The sequence below is a fragment of the Dolichospermum sp. UHCC 0352 genome, from assembly GCF_009711925.1.
Classification (GTDB): domain Bacteria; phylum Cyanobacteriota; class Cyanobacteriia; order Cyanobacteriales; family Nostocaceae; genus Dolichospermum; species Dolichospermum lemmermannii.
The window spans coordinates 1-17,371 of record NZ_VIKY01000282.1 but is presented as its reverse complement, the minus strand read 5'-3'; the positions used below and the strand labels follow the sequence as shown (position 1 = coordinate 17,371).

18 protein-coding genes are annotated in these 17,371 nt (G+C 34.9%); 9 read left to right on the top strand and 9 right to left on the bottom strand.

The window, feature by feature from the left end:
- Nucleotides 1-78 precede the first annotated feature (78 nt).
- Complete coding sequence (locus FJR06_RS20280; RefSeq protein ID WP_168652151.1) at nucleotides 79-3,846, bottom strand: Eco57I restriction-modification methylase domain-containing protein; 3,768 nt, start codon at nucleotides 3,844-3,846, stop codon at nucleotides 79-81.
- 205 nt (nucleotides 3,847-4,051) lie between these two features.
- On the opposite strand from FJR06_RS20280, the gene FJR06_RS20275 reads away from it, so the two are divergent.
- Nucleotides 4,052-6,127, top strand: coding sequence for an SPFH domain-containing protein (locus tag FJR06_RS20275; protein ID WP_168652150.1), 2,076 nt, complete (start codon nucleotides 4,052-4,054; stop codon nucleotides 6,125-6,127).
- A 333-nt stretch (nucleotides 6,128-6,460) separates the two neighbouring features.
- Here FJR06_RS20275 and FJR06_RS20270 read toward each other — a convergent pair whose 3' ends face one another.
- The 3 genes from FJR06_RS20270 to FJR06_RS20260 form a co-directional block, all read right to left on the bottom strand.
- A complete protein-coding gene (locus FJR06_RS20270) occupies nucleotides 6,461-6,670 on the bottom strand; it encodes a hypothetical protein (protein ID WP_168652142.1) in 210 nt (69 codons plus the stop codon).
- Nucleotides 6,671-6,717: 47 nt separating this feature from the next.
- Nucleotides 6,718-7,302, bottom strand: a complete 585-nt coding sequence (locus FJR06_RS20265) for a Uma2 family endonuclease (protein WP_168652149.1) — start codon at nucleotides 7,300-7,302, stop codon at nucleotides 6,718-6,720.
- 81 nt (nucleotides 7,303-7,383) lie between these two features.
- Complete coding sequence (locus FJR06_RS20260) at nucleotides 7,384-7,806, bottom strand: DUF29 family protein (protein WP_015080718.1); 423 nt, start codon at nucleotides 7,804-7,806, stop codon at nucleotides 7,384-7,386.
- Between the two features lie 337 nt (nucleotides 7,807-8,143).
- Between FJR06_RS20260 and FJR06_RS20255 the strand changes: the two genes are divergently transcribed.
- The 3 genes from FJR06_RS20255 to FJR06_RS20245 are packed head-to-tail and all read left to right on the top strand — an operon-like array spanning nucleotide 8,144 to nucleotide 9,085.
- Nucleotides 8,144-8,392 (top strand): hypothetical protein, encoded by a 249-nt coding sequence (locus tag FJR06_RS20255; RefSeq protein ID WP_168652148.1) that lies wholly within the window; start codon nucleotides 8,144-8,146, stop codon nucleotides 8,390-8,392.
- Between the two features lie 40 nt (nucleotides 8,393-8,432).
- Nucleotides 8,433-8,654 (top strand): hypothetical protein, encoded by a 222-nt coding sequence (locus FJR06_RS20250; RefSeq protein ID WP_168634722.1) that lies wholly within the window; start codon nucleotides 8,433-8,435, stop codon nucleotides 8,652-8,654.
- Nucleotides 8,651-9,085, top strand: coding sequence for a type II toxin-antitoxin system VapC family toxin (locus FJR06_RS20245; RefSeq protein WP_168652147.1), 435 nt, complete (start codon nucleotides 8,651-8,653; stop codon nucleotides 9,083-9,085). Before FJR06_RS20250 ends, FJR06_RS20245 begins: the two co-directional genes overlap by 4 nt.
- Before the next feature lie 211 nt (nucleotides 9,086-9,296).
- On the opposite strand, the gene FJR06_RS24085 is transcribed toward FJR06_RS20245, so the two are convergent.
- Nucleotides 9,297-11,411, bottom strand: a complete 2,115-nt coding sequence (locus FJR06_RS24085) for a protein kinase (protein ID WP_217359800.1) — start codon at nucleotides 11,409-11,411, stop codon at nucleotides 9,297-9,299.
- Nucleotides 11,412-11,608: 197 nt separating this feature from the next.
- Here FJR06_RS24085 and FJR06_RS20235 point away from each other — a divergent pair, with 197 nt between their 5' ends.
- A complete protein-coding gene (locus FJR06_RS20235; protein WP_168646405.1) occupies nucleotides 11,609-11,905 on the top strand; it encodes a hypothetical protein in 297 nt (98 codons plus the stop codon).
- 33 nt (nucleotides 11,906-11,938) lie between these two features.
- On the opposite strand, the gene FJR06_RS20230 is transcribed toward FJR06_RS20235, so the two are convergent.
- The 3 genes from FJR06_RS20230 to pgk all read right to left on the bottom strand — a co-directional run bounded on the left by FJR06_RS20230 (nucleotide 11,939) and on the right by pgk (nucleotide 13,810).
- Entirely contained in the window at nucleotides 11,939-12,286 is a 348-nt protein-coding gene (locus FJR06_RS20230) for a type II toxin-antitoxin system PemK/MazF family toxin (protein ID WP_168652146.1), read from the bottom strand.
- Nucleotides 12,277-12,492, bottom strand: coding sequence for a hypothetical protein (locus tag FJR06_RS20225; RefSeq protein WP_015080711.1), 216 nt, complete (start codon nucleotides 12,490-12,492; stop codon nucleotides 12,277-12,279). Before FJR06_RS20225 ends, FJR06_RS20230 begins: the two co-directional genes overlap by 10 nt.
- 115 nt (nucleotides 12,493-12,607) lie before the next feature.
- Entirely contained in the window at nucleotides 12,608-13,810 is a 1,203-nt protein-coding gene (gene pgk / locus FJR06_RS20220) for a phosphoglycerate kinase (protein WP_168652145.1), read from the bottom strand.
- Between the two features lie 88 nt (nucleotides 13,811-13,898).
- On the opposite strand from pgk, the gene FJR06_RS20215 reads away from it, so the two are divergent.
- The 4 genes from FJR06_RS20215 (at nucleotide 13,899) to FJR06_RS20205 (ending at nucleotide 16,338) form a co-directional block, all read left to right on the top strand.
- Nucleotides 13,899-14,306, top strand: coding sequence for a universal stress protein (locus FJR06_RS20215; protein WP_015080709.1), 408 nt, complete (start codon nucleotides 13,899-13,901; stop codon nucleotides 14,304-14,306).
- A gap of 364 nt (nucleotides 14,307-14,670) precedes the next feature.
- Nucleotides 14,671-15,060: a hypothetical protein gene (locus FJR06_RS24545; protein ID WP_233466926.1), complete on the top strand. Its 390-nt coding sequence runs from the start codon at nucleotides 14,671-14,673 to the stop codon at nucleotides 15,058-15,060.
- 18 nt (nucleotides 15,061-15,078) lie between these two features.
- The gene (locus FJR06_RS24540; RefSeq protein ID WP_254434461.1) at nucleotides 15,079-15,354 is read left to right on the top strand and encodes a hypothetical protein; all 276 of its coding nucleotides are present in this window, start codon (nucleotides 15,079-15,081) and stop codon (nucleotides 15,352-15,354) included.
- A 3-nt stretch (nucleotides 15,355-15,357) separates the two neighbouring features.
- Nucleotides 15,358-16,338, top strand: a complete 981-nt coding sequence (locus tag FJR06_RS20205; RefSeq protein WP_168652144.1) for a formylglycine-generating enzyme family protein — start codon at nucleotides 15,358-15,360, stop codon at nucleotides 16,336-16,338.
- A 213-nt stretch (nucleotides 16,339-16,551) separates the two neighbouring features.
- Here FJR06_RS20205 and FJR06_RS20200 read toward each other — a convergent pair whose 3' ends face one another.
- Nucleotides 16,552-17,313: an SDR family oxidoreductase gene (locus FJR06_RS20200; RefSeq protein ID WP_168652143.1), complete on the bottom strand. Its 762-nt coding sequence runs from the start codon at nucleotides 17,311-17,313 to the stop codon at nucleotides 16,552-16,554.
- Nucleotides 17,314-17,371 lie beyond the last annotated feature (58 nt).

Here is a 17,371-nt window from a genome sequence, read left to right as displayed (position 1 = left end):
TTTATTAGTATTTTAAATAGCTTTATCTTTTAGATATCCGACTTCTTAAAGAAGTCGGATATCTGGGATTTGTGGTGTTTATCCTGCTATAATTTTTATCTCTTCTGCTGTTAATTCGTAAAGTTGATAAACTAACTGATCTATTTCTGTTTCTAATGCAGTTGTATCTGCTTTTGGATCTGATTTTTTAGCAGCGAGGATTTGATTAACTATTGTTTCTAATAACAATTCTTCAGTTTCCGTAGGTTCTTTAATGGGTAACATTTCAATTTTATACTTTTTCCATCTATTTGTACCCATTCCTGTGGTAGTTGAAATCTGGTTAAAATACCATTCTGATAGTTTTGAATTTAAAATTGCTAACAAATATTTAAGTTTTTCACCAGTCATTAAAAAAGCAGTAGCTTCAACATAATAATTAGAATCATCAAACGCAAATTTAGGTTGATCAGAAATTTCACCCCAAACAATTTTAGGTTTTTCAAAATCATCTAAATAAGCACAGTTTCTTAAATTTGTCCAATCTTTACCCTGATCTTGTCTTTGTTCAATTTGAGGAAGAAAAGAAATTAAATAATTATAAATAGATGGATAATTTTCTTTAACTTTTATTCTCTCGATGTTATTTTTTGCCACTCCATTATGTGTATTAATTAGATAAAATCCAGAAAATTCATAACTATATTTTTTTAAGTCTCTACCTCTTAAAATTGGCTGAATTATTTCAGCAGAATTAGAACTTTCAGCAATTAATTGATTTTTAGTTTCCTCATTGATAATAAAAGCTGCATTTAGTCCAGTAAGTAAACCTCTATTAATATTAATATCAAATTCTTTTAAAAGCTTAGAAGATTGCTCTATTTTTTGTTTCAAACTTACAGTTTCTTTATTACCTATAATCCATTCTGATGTATTAGGTATTATAAATTGAAAACAATTTTTATCGAAATACTCATCTAATGAAGAACCGACAAGATAATTATTATTGAGACTAGCAACATCAAAAAATTCATTAACTTTATCTTTTTTCAAGATGATAATATTTGATTCTACAGTAGCTTCCTCAAAAATTTGCATATCTTCAATATTTAATAAAGTCTGAGGTTGCATATTTTCAATTAAATATTTTTTCAGAGAATCACCATAAATAGTTCTTAACCAAGAATTAGAAGTAATGTAAGTTAAAAATCCTGCTTTTCTTAACAAACAACTTCCTTTTTCGTAAAACAAGCAATAAATATCTGAACCCTTTGTATAAGTTTGATAATTATTTTCAAAATAAGCAGTTTGAGATTTTTCTTTAATTTTAGATAGTGAAATATAAGGAGGATTACCAATCATGACATCAAAACCGATAAAATCACCTTCATTATTCAAAACTTCAGGAAATTCAAACCGCCATTCAAAAGCATTTTGATACAATTTACCACTTTTTTTCTCTTCAATTTCAGCATTAAGTTCATTAATTTGCTGTTCTAACTCTTCTTGCTTTTTTTGACGATTTTTTGCTTCTGCTTTACTTTCTGCAAATAATGACTTTTGATCTCGTAAATGACGAAGTTCTGCAATTTTTTGATTTCGCTTTTCTATATTCGGATCATTGCTACTAATTTCTGTACGTATATTACCTTTAATATCATTAATTAACCTCTCCATTTCCTGTTTTTGATCTTTGTTATCAGGGTGGAGATAGGTTTTTATAGCATTTCTATAACTTTCGATATTCCAATCACTTTTTTTCAAAATCGTCCGTAAATCCCAATTTAAAGGAAAACGACTGATTAAGGAATTTCCAATTTTAATATTAATATCAATATTTGGTAAAGTTTCCAATTCTCCTATATTCCCCTCTCCTGGTAGGGGTGAGACTTTATAATAAGCATTCTTTAAAAGCTCAATCCACAAACGTAACCGACAAATTTTTACTGAATTGGGATTTATATCTACACCAAATAAACAATTTTCAATAATTGTCTGTTTTTCATGGAAAATTGTTTCTTGTATGCGTCTACTTTCTGAGTTTTTAGGATTATATGTGAAAAATTTTCCGTCATCATCTGTAATAATTAACTCATCATTTTCAATTTTTATATCATAATCTCTTAAAGTTTTTCCCTGTCTATCAAGTAAAACTTTCAAATCACTTTTAATAGTAATAATTTCATTTAAAGCTGAAACTAAAAAATGTCCAGAACCTACTGCTGGATCACAAATTTTTAAACTATTAATAATCTGATTAGCTTCTTTTTTATCCGTAATTCTATCATATAATTCGTCAATACTTTCACAGTTCCAACCTTTAATTTCTTTGAACTTCTGTAAAACTGCTCTGCGAATAGTTTCCCGACACATATACATAGTAATAAAACCAGGAGTAAAGAAAGAACCATCTTTATAACCGTTAATTTTCTCAAAAATCAAACCTAAAACAGAAGCATTAATTAAAGTTTTATTTTCTTCTTGGATTTCTTCTGCACCTTCACTGCTAAAATCGTAAGCATCAAGAAATGCAAAAATATATTCTAGTGCTTTTAATTTTCCTGTCCGTATATTACCATTATCTTTAAGAACGGTTTTATTGAAAATAGAAAGTTTTTCATCATTGACTAAATTACTAATAACTATGGTTTTATGTTCAATTTCTGATACTTCAAATAAAGAACTATTCAAATAAGGAATATTAGCAACAATATTTTTTATATGTTCGTCTCTTTCATCTGGTTTATGAGATAAAACACCAAAAAATAACCGATTGAGATTACCAAAATCTTGAATTTTTGCTGTATTGAGAAATGCAAAAGATTTATTACCTTGACGATAGTTAATTAGTTGGGATTCTAATAGTTTCAAAAAGAGAATGCGATTAATCCAAGTAATAACTAATTCTAAACTAACATTAAAAAGTTTCTCTTCGGTATTTTCTCCAAATTGTTCGGAATTTGATAATCTATCAATCTTGTGTAATTCTTGCAACCGAGTGATAGTATTTTCAATTAATGAACCCTGTTCCCTTTCATTAATTGGTTTACGCTGAATTAATTTTTTACTACCTTCTTTAATTTCCGTTAAACCCAGAATGTGTAGTAATTCACTATAAAAGTTTCTATTTAAACTATTGCTATCATTAATAGTAGGTAACTTTAATAAATGTTGTGGTGAAAACAGCTTAAATAAAGGAATCAGTTTTTGATCATTTTCAGGATTTTGATTAATTAAATACTGTTGATAATCTTTAATATCAAAATGTGTAAAAATTAGTTCATTTTGAATTTTATCTATTGCAGGTTGAGCAATTTCTTTATAAAAAAAGTCTGTGCGAGAATTAGATAGACGTTTTTCTTCAAAATCAGTAAATTGCTTGACTAATTGTTTATTCTGAACAAACAGATTCTCAAAAAGTGTTGCATCAAAAATGAACCATTCATAAATATTAGTAGCAATTAAATATTTAATTTCTGAATTTTTATTTGTAATCCGTTCTCGTAAAAAGTATAAAACTAATTGTTGTAATGCTTTAGTATTTAAATTATCAACCTTGAGCATTTCATTATTATTTACCTTTTTAGCTTCTAAAATCACACCAACATTGCTTTTAGTATCTTTGCCATTATAAATCACCAAGTCATTACTTGCTTTAATATTGATCAAATAATCAGCACCGTAATAGGTATTTTTCAAGAAATCAGTCAGAATATTCTTATGAAATCCCTCTCTTTCGTTTTCATCAATTTGATTAAGTAGTGTAATCAGATTCCTTTTAAATATCTCAAACTCATTTCTAATTGGTTTAATTCTCAGAAATGCTTTGCTTAATGCTTGTCTAGGTTTAATTTTATTGTTAATCATCAAAAATTATAATTTTATTATTAATATTCAGCATTGCATTTTAGCATTGAATTAAAATTAAGAAATATATTGTAATATTTGTTAACAAAATTTAAACCTTAAAAAAATTGGAAGTCTGGTAAAAAATTACATTAAGTTTCAGAAAAATCATTCCATCCTGATGAAGTGATACCTTAGATGATTAATCGCCCAAAGAGGCAGATATATGAAAAGCTTTCCATTTTCTCTTGATAAAAGTAAGCAAAATAAATTTGTCAGCTTGGCTACATCTGCAATTGCAGCCTTAGCCTTAGCCGGTGGTGTTAATGCTGTTAATGCCACTCCCATAAAAACACTGACAGCCAAAGAATTAACTTCTGTCTCAATCCCCTCTACCCAAACCCAACAATCAGTTACTCAGTCTGTAACTGGCCAAATCCCCTATCAAGCCATGGGGATTGAACCTTTAATCATTATTCCTGTGATCATTATTGGTGGTTGTTTCTTCTTTGGTGGACTGGTAGTTATCGGTGAACGGGAAGTTGGTATTGTTGTCAAAAAATTCACCCTTTCCGGTAAAGGACTACCTCCTGGTAGATTAATCGCTTTGAATGGTGAAGCGGGCTTACAAGCGGACACCCTCGCCCCTGGTTGGCACTGGGGTTATTGGCCTTGGCAATATGCAGTTAAAAAAGAATCAGTAATTGTTGTCCCCCAAGGTCAAATCGCTCTGATTGTCGCCGCAGATGGCGCTTCTAACCCTCCAGAACGGATTTTGGGCAAAATTGTCGAATGTGATAATTTCCAAGATGCTCGCAAATTCTTGACCAAAGGTGGGGAGAAAGGACGGCAAATTGCTTTTATCACCGCAGGTAGTTACCGCATCAATACAGCGCTGTTTAAAGTGATTACAGCCGGAAATGCCAGTCTAGAGGGTATGCGTCCAGAACAGTTACAAATCTATGAAATAGCCGCAGAAAAAGTTGGGATTGTGACTACTTTGGATGGTTCACCAATTGCTGCCGGTGAAATTGCTGGGCGTGCTATTACTGGACATAATAATTTTCAGAATGGTCAAAAGTTTATTGACGCTGGGGGACAACGGGGTTTACAAGAACAGGTATTATTGTCGGGTTCGTGGAATCTGAATCCTTGGTTGGTCAATATTGAACAAGTACCAATGACGGAAATTCCTATCGGTTATGTAGGTGTGGTGATTTCTTTTGTCGGTGAAGAACAGGAAGATGTGAGCGGGGCATCTTTCACTCACGGAAATTTGGTCAATCAAGGACATAAGGGTGTTTGGGTTGAGCCTTTATATCCTGGGAAGCACCCGCTCAACACTAAAGTGATGAAAGTTGAACTAGTGCCGACAACGAATATTGTCTTAAACTTTACTGATAGAATTAGTGGTCAGCATGGGTATGATACAAATCTAAAGGCACTGAAACTTCTGTCATTTGATGGTTTTAGCTTTGATTTGGAGATATTCCAAATTATCCACATTGGTGCGTCAGATGCTCCGAAAGTGATTTCCCGCTTGGGTTCGATGCAAAATGTCATTGATCAGGTTTTGCGTCCCATTGTGGGGAATTATTTCCGCAACTCGGCTCAAGAATATACTATCCTGGATTTCTTGATTGCCCGAAGCGAGCGCCAAGTAGAAGCCTCTGAATACGTTAAATCTGCCTTACGTGCTTATGATGTGCAAGCAGTGGATTCGTTGATTGGTTTGATTACCCCACCGAATGAATTAATGCACACGCTGACAGACCGGAAAATTGCTGAGGAACAACGCAAAACTTACGAAGTTCAGCAAATGGCACAAACCCAACGGCAAATGTTGGTCAGGGAAACAGCGATCGCAGATATTCAGCAAGATTTGGTAAAATCGGAACAAGGTGTGACAATTGCCGAGTTACAAGCTAACGCCCAAATTCAGCAAGCAACAGGTGAAGCTGAAGCTATTAAACTCAAAGCCATAGCTGGAGCAGAAGGTATCCGAGCCACAGGTAACGCCAAAGCAGAAACCTACCGGACAGGTGTACAAGCAGTGGGTTTACAAGGTTACACAGCTATGCAGTTGATGGAAATTGTCGGTGATCATCATGTCCGCATTATTCCCGATATCATTGTTGGTGGTAATAATGGTAGTAATAATGGTTTAGCAGATGGTTTGTTGTCTATGATTCTTTGGAATCAAACTAATAGCAAAACCCATCCAGAATCGAAAATCCCTACACCTCCACCTCTTCCTAATCCCATAGTTCCTAAAGCTGAATCAACTAATCAAAATAGTTAAGCTTTGGCGACTAGAAGTCGCGGCTACACAAATAAAGTCCGCCGGCGCGGACTAAATAAAAATCAAAGGTTTGAAACCCACCTGCGTGGGTTTTTCCTGTGTAGACGCGGTTTCTAACCGCCGATTTAATAGTTAGTGAAATTCGACAAGCAACAAATTTATTGGTGCGTATATTATCCAAGCGATTTGGAAAATTGAGCAATAACCATATTGAAAATATCAGCAATCTAACAAATTTGAATAAAATAATTTGACCAACTATTGCCATTTTTCTATGATATCCGCTTCTGTGTATTCAGGGAGATGATCATTTTCTAAACCTCTCATGGCCTGTTAAAGAGAAAATTGATTCCATTCTTGATTTTCTGTATTATTTATATATGGTAACAAGGTATGATAAAGCGTTAGTTTTTCTTGTTGTAATACTTCTTGAACTATCTCCTTAATCAAGGCTTTTAATTCTTGGGTTTCCATAATTTGACCTTTTACAGCAGATTTCGCTCTTGTAGTGCGGGCATCTTGCCCGCTGAATATGTACCTCATAACACCAGAAATTGCTGTATATCGTAAGTAATTATCCGAACTTGATATTATTCTTTATCGTCAAAATTAACATCTTGATAAATGTCTACTAAACTAATTTCAAAATCAAGATATTGCAATTTAACAATATCATTTTCACATTTATATTCTCGAAAAATCCATTCTCCCTCATTAGTTTTGCTATAGTGCATCACTTGATATTGATTTTGTTCTACTAAAACATATTCTTTAAATTGGGGAATAGAACGATAAAAAGTAAATTTATCCCCTTGATCATAATTTTTTGTAGACTTGGATAAAACCTCAACAATTAACAAAGGATTAGTCACAGTAGTATTATTTTTACCTGCATAAATAGGTTTCCCATCAGTTACAATCACATCAGGATAAGTATATTCTCTATATTCAGGAATCCATAAACGCACATCTCCAATAAAAACACGATATTTTTTTCCTCTAATAACATATAATAAAGATGATGCAAAATTAAGCGCGATTTGATTATGATTTGTCGTGCCACCAGTCATAGGTATAATTTCTCCATTGCGATATTCGCTTTTATAAAGTGCTTTTTCTTCTAATTCTAAATATTCTTCAGGGGTGTAAATATGTTTGCGAGTTTGTACTTGCATATTGTTTTCCTTAATTTGGTTTATTAATTGTAGATAGTTAATAGGAAAAGAATTTTTTCATTAATCAACTTCGCGCTTTATTTAATTAAAAATAAAATTTAATGCCTGTTTAATAATTAATTCTTGATCTACCATATTTTTTAAGGTTAATTCATCATAAATTCCGCCAAAAGCTTCTAAAGAAGCATTATCTAAAGCTCTATTATAAGCTTCTGGTAAAATTTCTTCTATTTCTTTTTTTTCCATGTAATATCCTCCAGACTTTCTGCGTTTGTTGATCCGCTCAATTGCATCAATAGCATTCCGAATGGAAACATCCCAAGCATGAGTTGTCCTTTTTTCTGCCTGTTGTTTAATTAAATGGACTAAAAGCACTACACAATAACTATAAATTTTATTGATTTTATCTTCTTTACTCATTTCTTCTAATTCATCAATTAAAGATAGAGCCGCTTCTAGGTTGCCAGAAACCACTAATTCTCTGAGTTCTAGTAATTCTTCCATGATTTGCTCTCTCCTTGAAGTTTGCTATTTCTAGCATAGCGCTGATAACGCTATCAACGACAGATACACCACTAAGGATAACGGTTGTTGTCCAAATTTTACCAATTTCTGCTAGAGTATGGGCGATATCGCAAGCTCTGACTTATCAGTTCGCTTCCGTATCCGCAGCAAGCACAATCACAACACATAAAATTCAGAAATTAAGCTCCCACGAAGAAGCCTTTGTCAAGTAAGATAAAATCAAAGGACTTCAAGAGGCTGCTGCTAATCCCTCTCCAATGATACAGCGTTTGAGAGCAATCAAAGCGCAACGAGAACAGGAGCGGCTTAATCTTGTATGAAAATCTGTTTCTTGCTCGATGAAAATTTGTCACCAAAGCTAAAGTTTGCTGTTTTGCGTCTTAACCCAGCAATAGATATAGTTCGTGTGCGTGATCCAGATGCTCCCCTTCTAGGAACACTAGATCCAGAACTCCTGCGTTATCTGGAAGTATTTCAACGGTTATTGGTAACATACCAAACGTTTTATGAATTTTTCCTAATACGAATGTATGCTACAATAAAGCTCAGTTTAGTTCAATTCTAGCTTAAAAAAAATTGATATTACTACTGGAGGTAGATCAAATATGCTAAACCAGTCTATTCCCGAAATGACTTTACAGGATTTAGAATCCTTAATTAATAGAATTGTTGATGAAAAAATTAATCAAATAAATTTCGCTAAACATAACAAAATAGAACAGTCTGAACTTGTTAAAAACATACATATTTTTCAAGAAAGCTTAAAGCAAAAATATGGTGAATTTTCTGATTTGACAGAATTATTACGACAAGATAGAGACAGATGATCACAGATAAAGTTGTCATTGATAGTAGTGTAGCCATTAAATGGTTTATTGCTCAAGATTATTCATTAGAAGCAAATAAAATCCTTGATGCTTATCAATCACAACAAATTACCTTGATTGCTCCAGACTTAATTTATGCAGAAATTGGTAATATTGTTTGGAAAATACAGCGATTTCAAGGTTTAACTAATCACGAAGCTGAGATGATACTTGATTTATTTCAACAAATACAATTAAAAATATTCCCTGCCGATGAATTATTAAAAGATGCCTATCAGTTTGCAGTGAATTATCAAAGAACTGTCTACGATAGTCTTTACCTAGCTTTAAGCATTAGAGAAAACTGTAAATTTATCACTGCTGATGCAAAATTGTACAATGCTATTTATCCAAAAATACAAAATATTCAACTGATCAAAGATTGGATTTAAGTATGAGCGATCGCTCAAAGTTCTGCAATTCCTTGAGGATGGAAATATTTACTTGTATCAAGAGACATGAGACTATTTTTACATTCTACAATTATGCTTGAATTAGAAAGTTGAATGAGAAAATCAGCACGTTTATCTCAACTTGGAGTGCGTCAGCGCTATAAATCCCAACCACACCGATAAATTACTCATACTGACGGACCCTACTAACTTACTGTTTTTCAATAATAACTTGACTAACTTTTGACCATCCTGACCATACTGAATCAGGAATTGTTAGTATATATCTATAGCGATATGTAGTTATATTTCCTTCTCGCTTTGGATTATTCCCTCCATCTTCAAAAAGAACCTGAGAACCAATAGGGACTCCATCTACATCCTTAAATACAGCACTAAACTCTACTCCTAGTTTAAAATTGAAGCAAACTCTGCTGCCATCAAAAATTTGAGAACCTCCAAAACAGTTAATTTTCTCATCAACAATCCACTCTACCTGTTTATTAGAATCATCATATCTAGCTCCTGATTTCAAAATATATTGTATTTCTCGATCGCTGTAAGTTTTTCTAGAATTAAAAACACTATAATCCCATTTTGGATCTGATAAACTTGGAGTCCGTTCAGAAGTAGGAGTTGGTGTTGGAGTGGGATCAGGTGTAGGAGTTGATGTAGGTGTTGGTTCAGGTGATGGTGTTGGCTTGTTCAAATCTTCAATTATCGCAACTACTTTTTCCTTTTTTGACTCATAACTGTTTTTCAAATTAGTAACTGAAATAAAAACATCAGAAGGGATATCATTTAAAATCGCCAGTGCCTTATCCCATTTCTCCTTAACCGCTTCATAGTCTTCAGGTTCATTAGCCTTTCTCATCTGTTCTTCTGCATCTTGAGCTTGTTGTTTGGCTTGGTTAATGGAGTCAATCGCTTGATTTTCTTTATCTAAACGACGTTGTATCTTGGTTAATTGACTTTGATAATCTGAAAGTTCCTTTTGGGCAGTATTGTATATCTTAGCAGATGTTGGTATAGTTTTTAATTGAGCGATCGCATCTTGTAACTGTTCTTGAGATGCTCGTAATTCTTCCACATTCTTGGCACTTTCAAACAAATTTTGAGCAGTAACAGTTATATCTTTTGCTTGTTTGTATTTAGAACTAAATTCCTCATCAATAGCACAGTTATCTAGTGGTTTACAAATAATAGGAATATGCTCCGATTGAGTTCCTAAAAAAACTGTTCCCAGTACGAAAATTCCTATTGAACTCCACATGATTATCCCAAGTGAGTTATTTGGCTGAGAAATACGCCGCTTTGGAATAATTGAATTTTGCTTTGATTTAACTTGAATAGGTGATGTTTGTAACGGTGACTTTTGTTGCTGAGATGGTATTTGAGAAGATTTGTGTGAAGCTTGATAAGTCGTTTTAGTTGTTAATTTTGAATTTTTTAAATCTTGTAAAACTGCTTGAGCAGATTGATAACGCTGTTGATAATATTTTTGTAATAATTTATCTAAAACTGTGTCCAAGTCTCGGTTAACAGGTTTTTGTAAGTGAACACGCCAAGTTTTCACCCATTCATAGCCATATTCTTGGTAAAGTTCCCCAGGATGAACTCCTGTTAGTAAATGAAAACAAGTCGCACCCAAACTATATAAATCACTGGCAGGATATACTTTCCCATCCCGCATTTGTTCTAAAGGTGCATAACCAAAAGTACCAATTGATGTTCCTGTTTTAACTGTTCCCTGAAGTTGTTTTGATGCCCCAAAATCAATTAATATTAATTTACCATCACTACGACGACGCATAATATTTTCTGGTTTAATATCTCGATGAATTACACCATCTTGGTGAACTACTTTCAGGATGGATAATAAATCTTGTAATAAGGCGCGGATTTTTGATTCTGAGAATATTCCCTGTTTTTCTAATTCTTGTAATAAATTTTCACCGTCAATGAATTCTTGTACTAAATACAGACAGCTATTTTCTTCAAAATAAGCTAACAGAGTGGGAATTTGTGAATGTTTGCCGAGTTTTAGTAATTGTAGCGCTTCTTGTAAAAATAATTCTGTGGCTTTTTTTCGTCCTGCTGTTCCTTGGATTTGAGGTGCAAATTGTTTGATGACACACTTTTCGTTTAATTTGTCAACATCTTCCGCTAAATAGGTTTTGCCAAATCCCCCACTACCTAATGATTTAATCGGACGATAGCGGTCTTTCAAGGTGACTATAGCAACGTTGCAGCTAGAACACAATTGGGTGTGTTCGGGAACTGAGGGGTTATGACACCCTGGGTTAAGACAACATATCTGATTCATGGTTGTGGGGTGGTAGATACGTTTATGATTAAATATCTACTAATATACACGAAATATACTTAAATTGACAATTGACTGATTTTTTCCCCAGTAAGTAAGTATGCTAGAATTAAACCAGTTTAGTTAACAGACAATTTTGATATTATATAAATTGTAGTTAAAACAAACCTGATATTACCACTGGAGGTAAATCATAAATGCTAAATAATCAGTCTATTACCGAACTGACTTTACAGGATTTAGAATCCTTGATTAATAGAATTGTTGATGAAAAAATTAATCAGATTAATCTTGATCAAGATCACAAAATAGAACAAACTGAGATTGTTCAAAACATACACATTTTGCCAGAAGATATTGAAAAATCTAATCCTTTTGTTCAGTTTGATGGTATTTTCAAAGACGATCCGCTTTTTGATGAATTTGTAGAAGATATGGCTGCAAATCGCCGTGAATTAGATGCAGAAATAGCTGCTTATGAATCTTATTTATAAGTTATTATGTAACATAATAAATACTTCCTAAACTCAATTACTTAAAATCCAGTTAGCCAGATTGATTTTAATTCGCTCTAATCTTTCTGTGGAAATTTCACCAATTTTTCCCAATAATATCTTTTCTGATACAACTGCTAACCGTGAGACTCGAAAAACACTTTCTGATTTTAAGCCTGTTTGTTTAAAATCCTGATCATTGGGTGTAATAATTTCGTCAATTCCAGTCAATTCTTGCCCTGTTTTAGTGGAAATCATACAAACTAGCCAATCATCATAATTGTTGATTAATGGCTTAATTAGAAGTGCTGGGCGTAACTTTCCAATTGCCAGATTCGTTTGGGGAAATTTGAATAAAACAATTTGACCAACTATTGCCATTTTTCTATAATGTCCGCTTCTGTGTATTCGGGGAGATGATCATTTTCTAAACCTCTCATAGCTTGTTCAAGAGAAAATTGATTCCATTCTTGATTTTCTGTATTATTTATATATGGTAACAAGGTATGATAAAGCGTTAGTTTTTCTTGTTGTAATACTTCTTGAACTATCTCCTTAATCAAGGCTTTTAATTCTTGGGTTTCCATAATTTTACCTTTGGCTAACTTCCTAATGCTAGTAGATAAATGCTAACAAAAAGAGTAAGGTAATGTAAAACTACACCCCTACTCAATTTGTTATCAATTATCGAAATTTAACAGCTTACGCTTCATCTAAAGCTGCAATACCAGGCAAAACCTTACCTTCTAGCAACTCCAAACTAGCACCACCACCGGTAGAAATGTGGCTCATTTGATCAGCTAAACCAACCTTTTCCACAGCCGCTACAGAGTCACCACCACCGATAATGGTAGTTGCGCCGGTTTTGCCAATTTCTGCTAAAGTATGAGCGATCGCTTCTGTACCCGCAGCAAATTTATCAAACTCAAACACACCCATAGGCCCATTCCAAATCACAGTCTGACAATCAGCCAAAGCCGCTTGGAAAACCTTGATAGAATCAGGACCAATATCTAAACCCATACCATCGGCAGGGATATTTTCAATGCTGACAGTAGTAGCATTAGCATCAGGCGCAAACTTATCAGCAGAAACAATATCTGTAGGTAGCAACAAAGCCACACCACGTTCTTTGGCTTTAGCTTCCAACTCTCTTGCCAATTCTAGCTTATCTTCTTCCACCAAAGACTTACCAACATTCAAACCACGGGCTTTATAGAAGGTGAAAATCATCCCCCCACCAATGATCAACTTATCGCACTTTTCCAACAAAGTTTCAATCACACCGATTTTGCTAGAAACCTTAGAACCGCCAATAATAGCCGCCAAAGGACGCTTAGGTTCTTCAATTGCACTTTGTAAGTATTGCAATTCCTTCTCAACCAAATAACCAGCTACAGAAGGACTTAAAAACTCAGTTACGCCCTCAGTAGAAGCGTGAGCGCGGTGTGCAGTTCCAAAAGCATCATTTACATAAAAATCAGCGTTTGCTGCCAATTTTTGAGCAAATTCGCGGTCATTCTTTTCTTCTTCCTTGTAAAAGCGGACATTTTCTAACAATAGCACTTGGCCATTGTCCAAAGCCGCAACTTTAGCAGCAACATCATCACCAATACAGTCATCAGTTTTGATAACTTCCTGTCCCAACAACTCAGCCAGACGTTTAGCAACCGGGGTTAAACGCAATTTTTCATCTACACCCTTGGGACGACCGAAATGGCTTGTTAAAATGACCTTAGCACCCTTTTGGGTCAAATCTTGGATAGTTGGCAGCGCTGCCCGAATCCGGGTATCATCGGTAATGTTTCCTTGATCATCCACAGGCACATTAAAATCAACTCGTACTAAAGCGCGTTTTCCAGATATATCAGCCGCAGATAAACTTGCTAAACTTTTTTTAGACACAGTACAACTCTCCTGATTACTTTTTTGTTATTGTCTTCAAAATATGACCATCAAGATTTTACCGGAGTGAGGGGCGCAGAGGTGAGATATGTTTAAAACAGTTTTATTTCCCATTGATCAAAGTCGAGAAGCCAGAGAGGCCGCTGATATAGTTGCCAATATTGTGCAAACTTATGGCAGTCGCTTAATTTTGCTTTCAGTCGTTGAAGAACCCGATCCAGAAGCACCTGCTACCAGTCCTATGGTATCTCCAGAAGCAGTTGCCAAACTTCTAGAAAATGCCCAAACCTTATTTTCTGGACAAGGAATTATAACCGAATTACTAGAAAGACAAGGTAAACCAGCCTTTACTATTTGTGATGTTGCTGATGAAGTTGAGGCCAGTTTAATTATTATGGGCTGTCGAGGACTAGGTTTAACGGAAGAAGGCGCAACTGATAGCGTCACCATGCGGGTAATTAACCTTTCTCCCTGTCCTGTTTTGATTGTTCCTTAATTAACTATCGGGTGCGTTAATCTGGATTAACACAGTGTAGCGCACCTTGTAAATTTTTTGTAATTAAGACTCAAGCATTGACAGAAAACCCAAAATATGTATTAGGTGAAAACTATATCTTTCGTAGGGGTAAAGCAAGAGCTTCATTGGTGTCAACTTAACGTAAATTGATGTCCCTTCCAGCCAGGGAATAAATTCCCAGGCGGGCAGGGTGCATCAGCTAAGTATAATCTGTATTTATCTATTTGATAGCATAGCGCAAAAGTTTGAAATGACTAATAGCTAATTTAGGGGATATTTATGATACACTAGGTTGAAAAGTTCCGTAAACCCTCAACAATCCCCAAATTAAGGCATTTAACTCATGCTTTCCCAGATTTTCCAACAAAGGTTGACAGATTTACTAGATCATATTACCCAAGACCAAAAATTACTGAAAGAATTTGAGGAAGCCTTAACTGTTGAAGACAACCCTCGAACATTAAAAAAATATAAAAAAGAAATTAAACGACAACAGGAATCTATTAATAATTATAAACAAGAATATACAGAACTAGAACAACAGTTAATTGGTATGTCTACACCGCAAATACAGGTAGTAGGAAATCAACTGCAAATAATAGAAAACCAATTACAGCAAATAGACGCAAAATTAAATATTGTTCTTATTAAGCAAGATTCACTTTTACTTCGTTATCAAGTTTCTGAACAAGCAATTTTGAGAGTTTTTATTGAACAGCTAAATCAGACTTAATTAGCTTTTACAGAAAATATGTTAAATGCAGTAGCAGCTAATCAAGTATCTGAGTCAGAAATGCTGCAAATGTTGGCAGTTCTAGAATCACGCATACCTTCTTTACCTTCTAGCAGTCAAGCAGAATTTGCCGAAATTATCAAATCTCCTGAATTAGATACTAGACATAAAATTACAGTCACTTTACCACTTGTTCCTTTTTTGATTAATTATGAAGGTGAATTAGAATTGGGAACTGGTTTTAATATCAAGTCTGCTTGGGAGTTTATTATCAAAAAATTAGGGAGAAAGTAAACTGTGGATTATTTGCGTCACCACCTTGAAGAAGAATTAGAAAAAGATTTTCAACTTCTTAAACAGTATGAAAATGAGAAACGTAATGAAAATGATCCAGGACTTCGTAATAAGTGGGAGACTAAAATTCAGTCAATCAAACAAGATATCAAAAAGCGTCAAGAAGAATTAAATAAATTACCTATCACTTCTCCAAATTCATCTTCAAATCAATCTTTTAGCCAAGATTTGGGTTTTGGTGTAAAATTGGAGATGGTTTATATTCCTGGTGGGACATTTTACATGGGCGCACCAGAAAAAGAGAAAGACAGTTTAGATTATGAAAGTCCCCAACACTATGTAACGGTGAAGCCCTTCTACATGGGAAAATACACTATTACTCAAGAACAATGGGAAAAAGTCGTTTATTCCTGTCCTCCAGTTGCTAGAGAATTAAATTCTCGTCCTGCTTACTTCCCAGGTGATAAACTACCTGTAGAACGAGTATCTTGGAATGATGCCGTTGAGTTTTGTGCTAGACTCTCTCACAAGACAGGACAAAAATACCGTTTACCCAGTGAAGCTGAATGGGAATATGCCTGTCGTGCCGGTTCTGCAAAACCTTTTGCTTTTGGTGATACAATCACCACAAATGTGGTAAACTATAATGGTAACTACACCTATGGTAATGCCCCCAAGGGAGAATATCGAGGAAGAACAACTCCTGTAGCAACTTTTCAGCCCAACGCCTTTGGTTTATATGATATGCACGGCAACGTCTGGGAATGGTGCGCTGATACTTGGCATAATAACTATGAGGGTGCGCCTAATGATGGAAGTGCATGGATAAGCGAAACTAATCAAAACGCTAGGCTGCTGCGCGGTGGTTCGTGGGACGACACTCCTGTAAATTGCCGTTCTGCTTATCGCTACCACTACAATCTCGACGTCGACCTCGACGGTATTGGTTTTCGGGTTGTATGTGGTGGTGCGGCGAGGACTTAGTAGCCCTTTACACTCTTGCTCTTTTGCCCTCTGCTCTTTTCCTCTTTACCCTTGCCAAGCGTAACGGAGTGGAGCGATCTTTTTTATTTTGTGACTTTTGAGAAATTCGAGCTATTTAATTTAATAGAAACTTTCACAGCCTTGGTTTCATTCACGATAACACACGAATCTAAAGCTGTCAACTCGTTCCCAGACTCCGGCTGGGAACGAGGGTTACACTTGACGGTTTACTAGGGTGGCACTGGCTTGGTCAACTGGCATAAGTATAACTTCGTTAATATTAACGTGACTCGCTCTAGTCGCACAGAAAAAGATCACATCAGCCACATCATCAGGAGTTAGGGGTTTAACTCCCTCATACACCTTTTTAGCCCGTTCTGTATCACCATGAAAACGCACTTGACTAAATTCTGTTTCTACCATTCCAGGGTCTACAGAAGTTACTCGCACAGCAGTTCCTAATAAGTCTTGTTTTAAGCCTTCAGAAATGGCTTTAACGGCTGCTTTTGTCCCACAATAGACATTACCACCAGGATAGGTTTGATGTCCCGCTATAGAACCGATATTGATGACATGACCATGATTCCGTTCTACCATTCCTGGTACAACATAACGGGTAAGGTAAAGTAAACCCTTGATATTAGTATCTATCATTTCTTCCCAGTCTTGAAAGTCGCCTTCATGTAACTTACTTAAACCGCGACTTAAACCAGCATTGTTAATCAGAAGATCAATATTTTTCCAAGATGAGGGTAAGTTAGCAATAGCCGATTCTACCGCCAAGCGATCGCACACATCAAGTTGCAATAAATGGATTTTGTCCGCTGCGATATCTAAAGAATCAGCTAATTGTTGTAACCGTTCCCACCGTCGTGCAGCTAAAATCAGTTTTGCACCAGCATGAGCAAAAATCCTGGCACAAGCAGCGCCAATACCGCTACTTGCACCAGTAATAAAAACAATTTGATTTTGCATGAATTTGTCAGTTGTCAATTGTCAGTTGTCAGTAGGGGCGAAGCATTTGGAAGATAAA

What these genes read in the sequence shown, in the direction of transcription:
- FJR06_RS20280 (WP_168652151.1), bottom strand. Translation starts at nt 3,846, where the DNA reads ATGATTAACAATAAAATTAAACCTAGACAAGCATTAAGCAAAGCATTT.
- FJR06_RS20275 (WP_168652150.1), top strand. Translation starts at nt 4,052, where the DNA reads ATGAAAAGCTTTCCATTTTCTCTTGATAAAAGTAAGCAAAATAAATTT.
- FJR06_RS20270 (WP_168652142.1), bottom strand. Translation starts at nt 6,670, where the DNA reads ATGAGGTACATATTCAGCGGGCAAGATGCCCGCACTACAAGAGCGAAA.
- FJR06_RS20265 (WP_168652149.1), bottom strand. Translation starts at nt 7,302, where the DNA reads ATGCAAGTACAAACTCGCAAACATATTTACACCCCTGAAGAATATTTA.
- FJR06_RS20260 (WP_015080718.1), bottom strand. Translation starts at nt 7,806, where the DNA reads ATGGAAGAATTACTAGAACTCAGAGAATTAGTGGTTTCTGGCAACCTA.
- FJR06_RS20255 (WP_168652148.1), top strand. Translation starts at nt 8,144, where the DNA reads ATGAAAATCTGTTTCTTGCTCGATGAAAATTTGTCACCAAAGCTAAAG.
- FJR06_RS20250 (WP_168634722.1), top strand. Translation starts at nt 8,433, where the DNA reads ATGCTAAACCAGTCTATTCCCGAAATGACTTTACAGGATTTAGAATCC.
- FJR06_RS20245 (WP_168652147.1), top strand. Translation starts at nt 8,651, where the DNA reads ATGATCACAGATAAAGTTGTCATTGATAGTAGTGTAGCCATTAAATGG.
- FJR06_RS24085 (WP_217359800.1), bottom strand. Translation starts at nt 11,411, where the DNA reads ATGAATCAGATATGTTGTCTTAACCCAGGGTGTCATAACCCCTCAGTT.
- FJR06_RS20235 (WP_168646405.1), top strand. Translation starts at nt 11,609, where the DNA reads ATGCTAAATAATCAGTCTATTACCGAACTGACTTTACAGGATTTAGAA.
- FJR06_RS20230 (WP_168652146.1), bottom strand. Translation starts at nt 12,286, where the DNA reads ATGGCAATAGTTGGTCAAATTGTTTTATTCAAATTTCCCCAAACGAAT.
- FJR06_RS20225 (WP_015080711.1), bottom strand. Translation starts at nt 12,492, where the DNA reads ATGGAAACCCAAGAATTAAAAGCCTTGATTAAGGAGATAGTTCAAGAA.
- FJR06_RS20215 (WP_015080709.1), top strand. Translation starts at nt 13,899, where the DNA reads ATGTTTAAAACAGTTTTATTTCCCATTGATCAAAGTCGAGAAGCCAGA.
- FJR06_RS24545 (WP_233466926.1), top strand. Translation starts at nt 14,671, where the DNA reads ATGCTTTCCCAGATTTTCCAACAAAGGTTGACAGATTTACTAGATCAT.
- FJR06_RS24540 (WP_254434461.1), top strand. Translation starts at nt 15,079, where the DNA reads ATGTTAAATGCAGTAGCAGCTAATCAAGTATCTGAGTCAGAAATGCTG.
- FJR06_RS20200 (WP_168652143.1), bottom strand. Translation starts at nt 17,313, where the DNA reads ATGCAAAATCAAATTGTTTTTATTACTGGTGCAAGTAGCGGTATTGGC.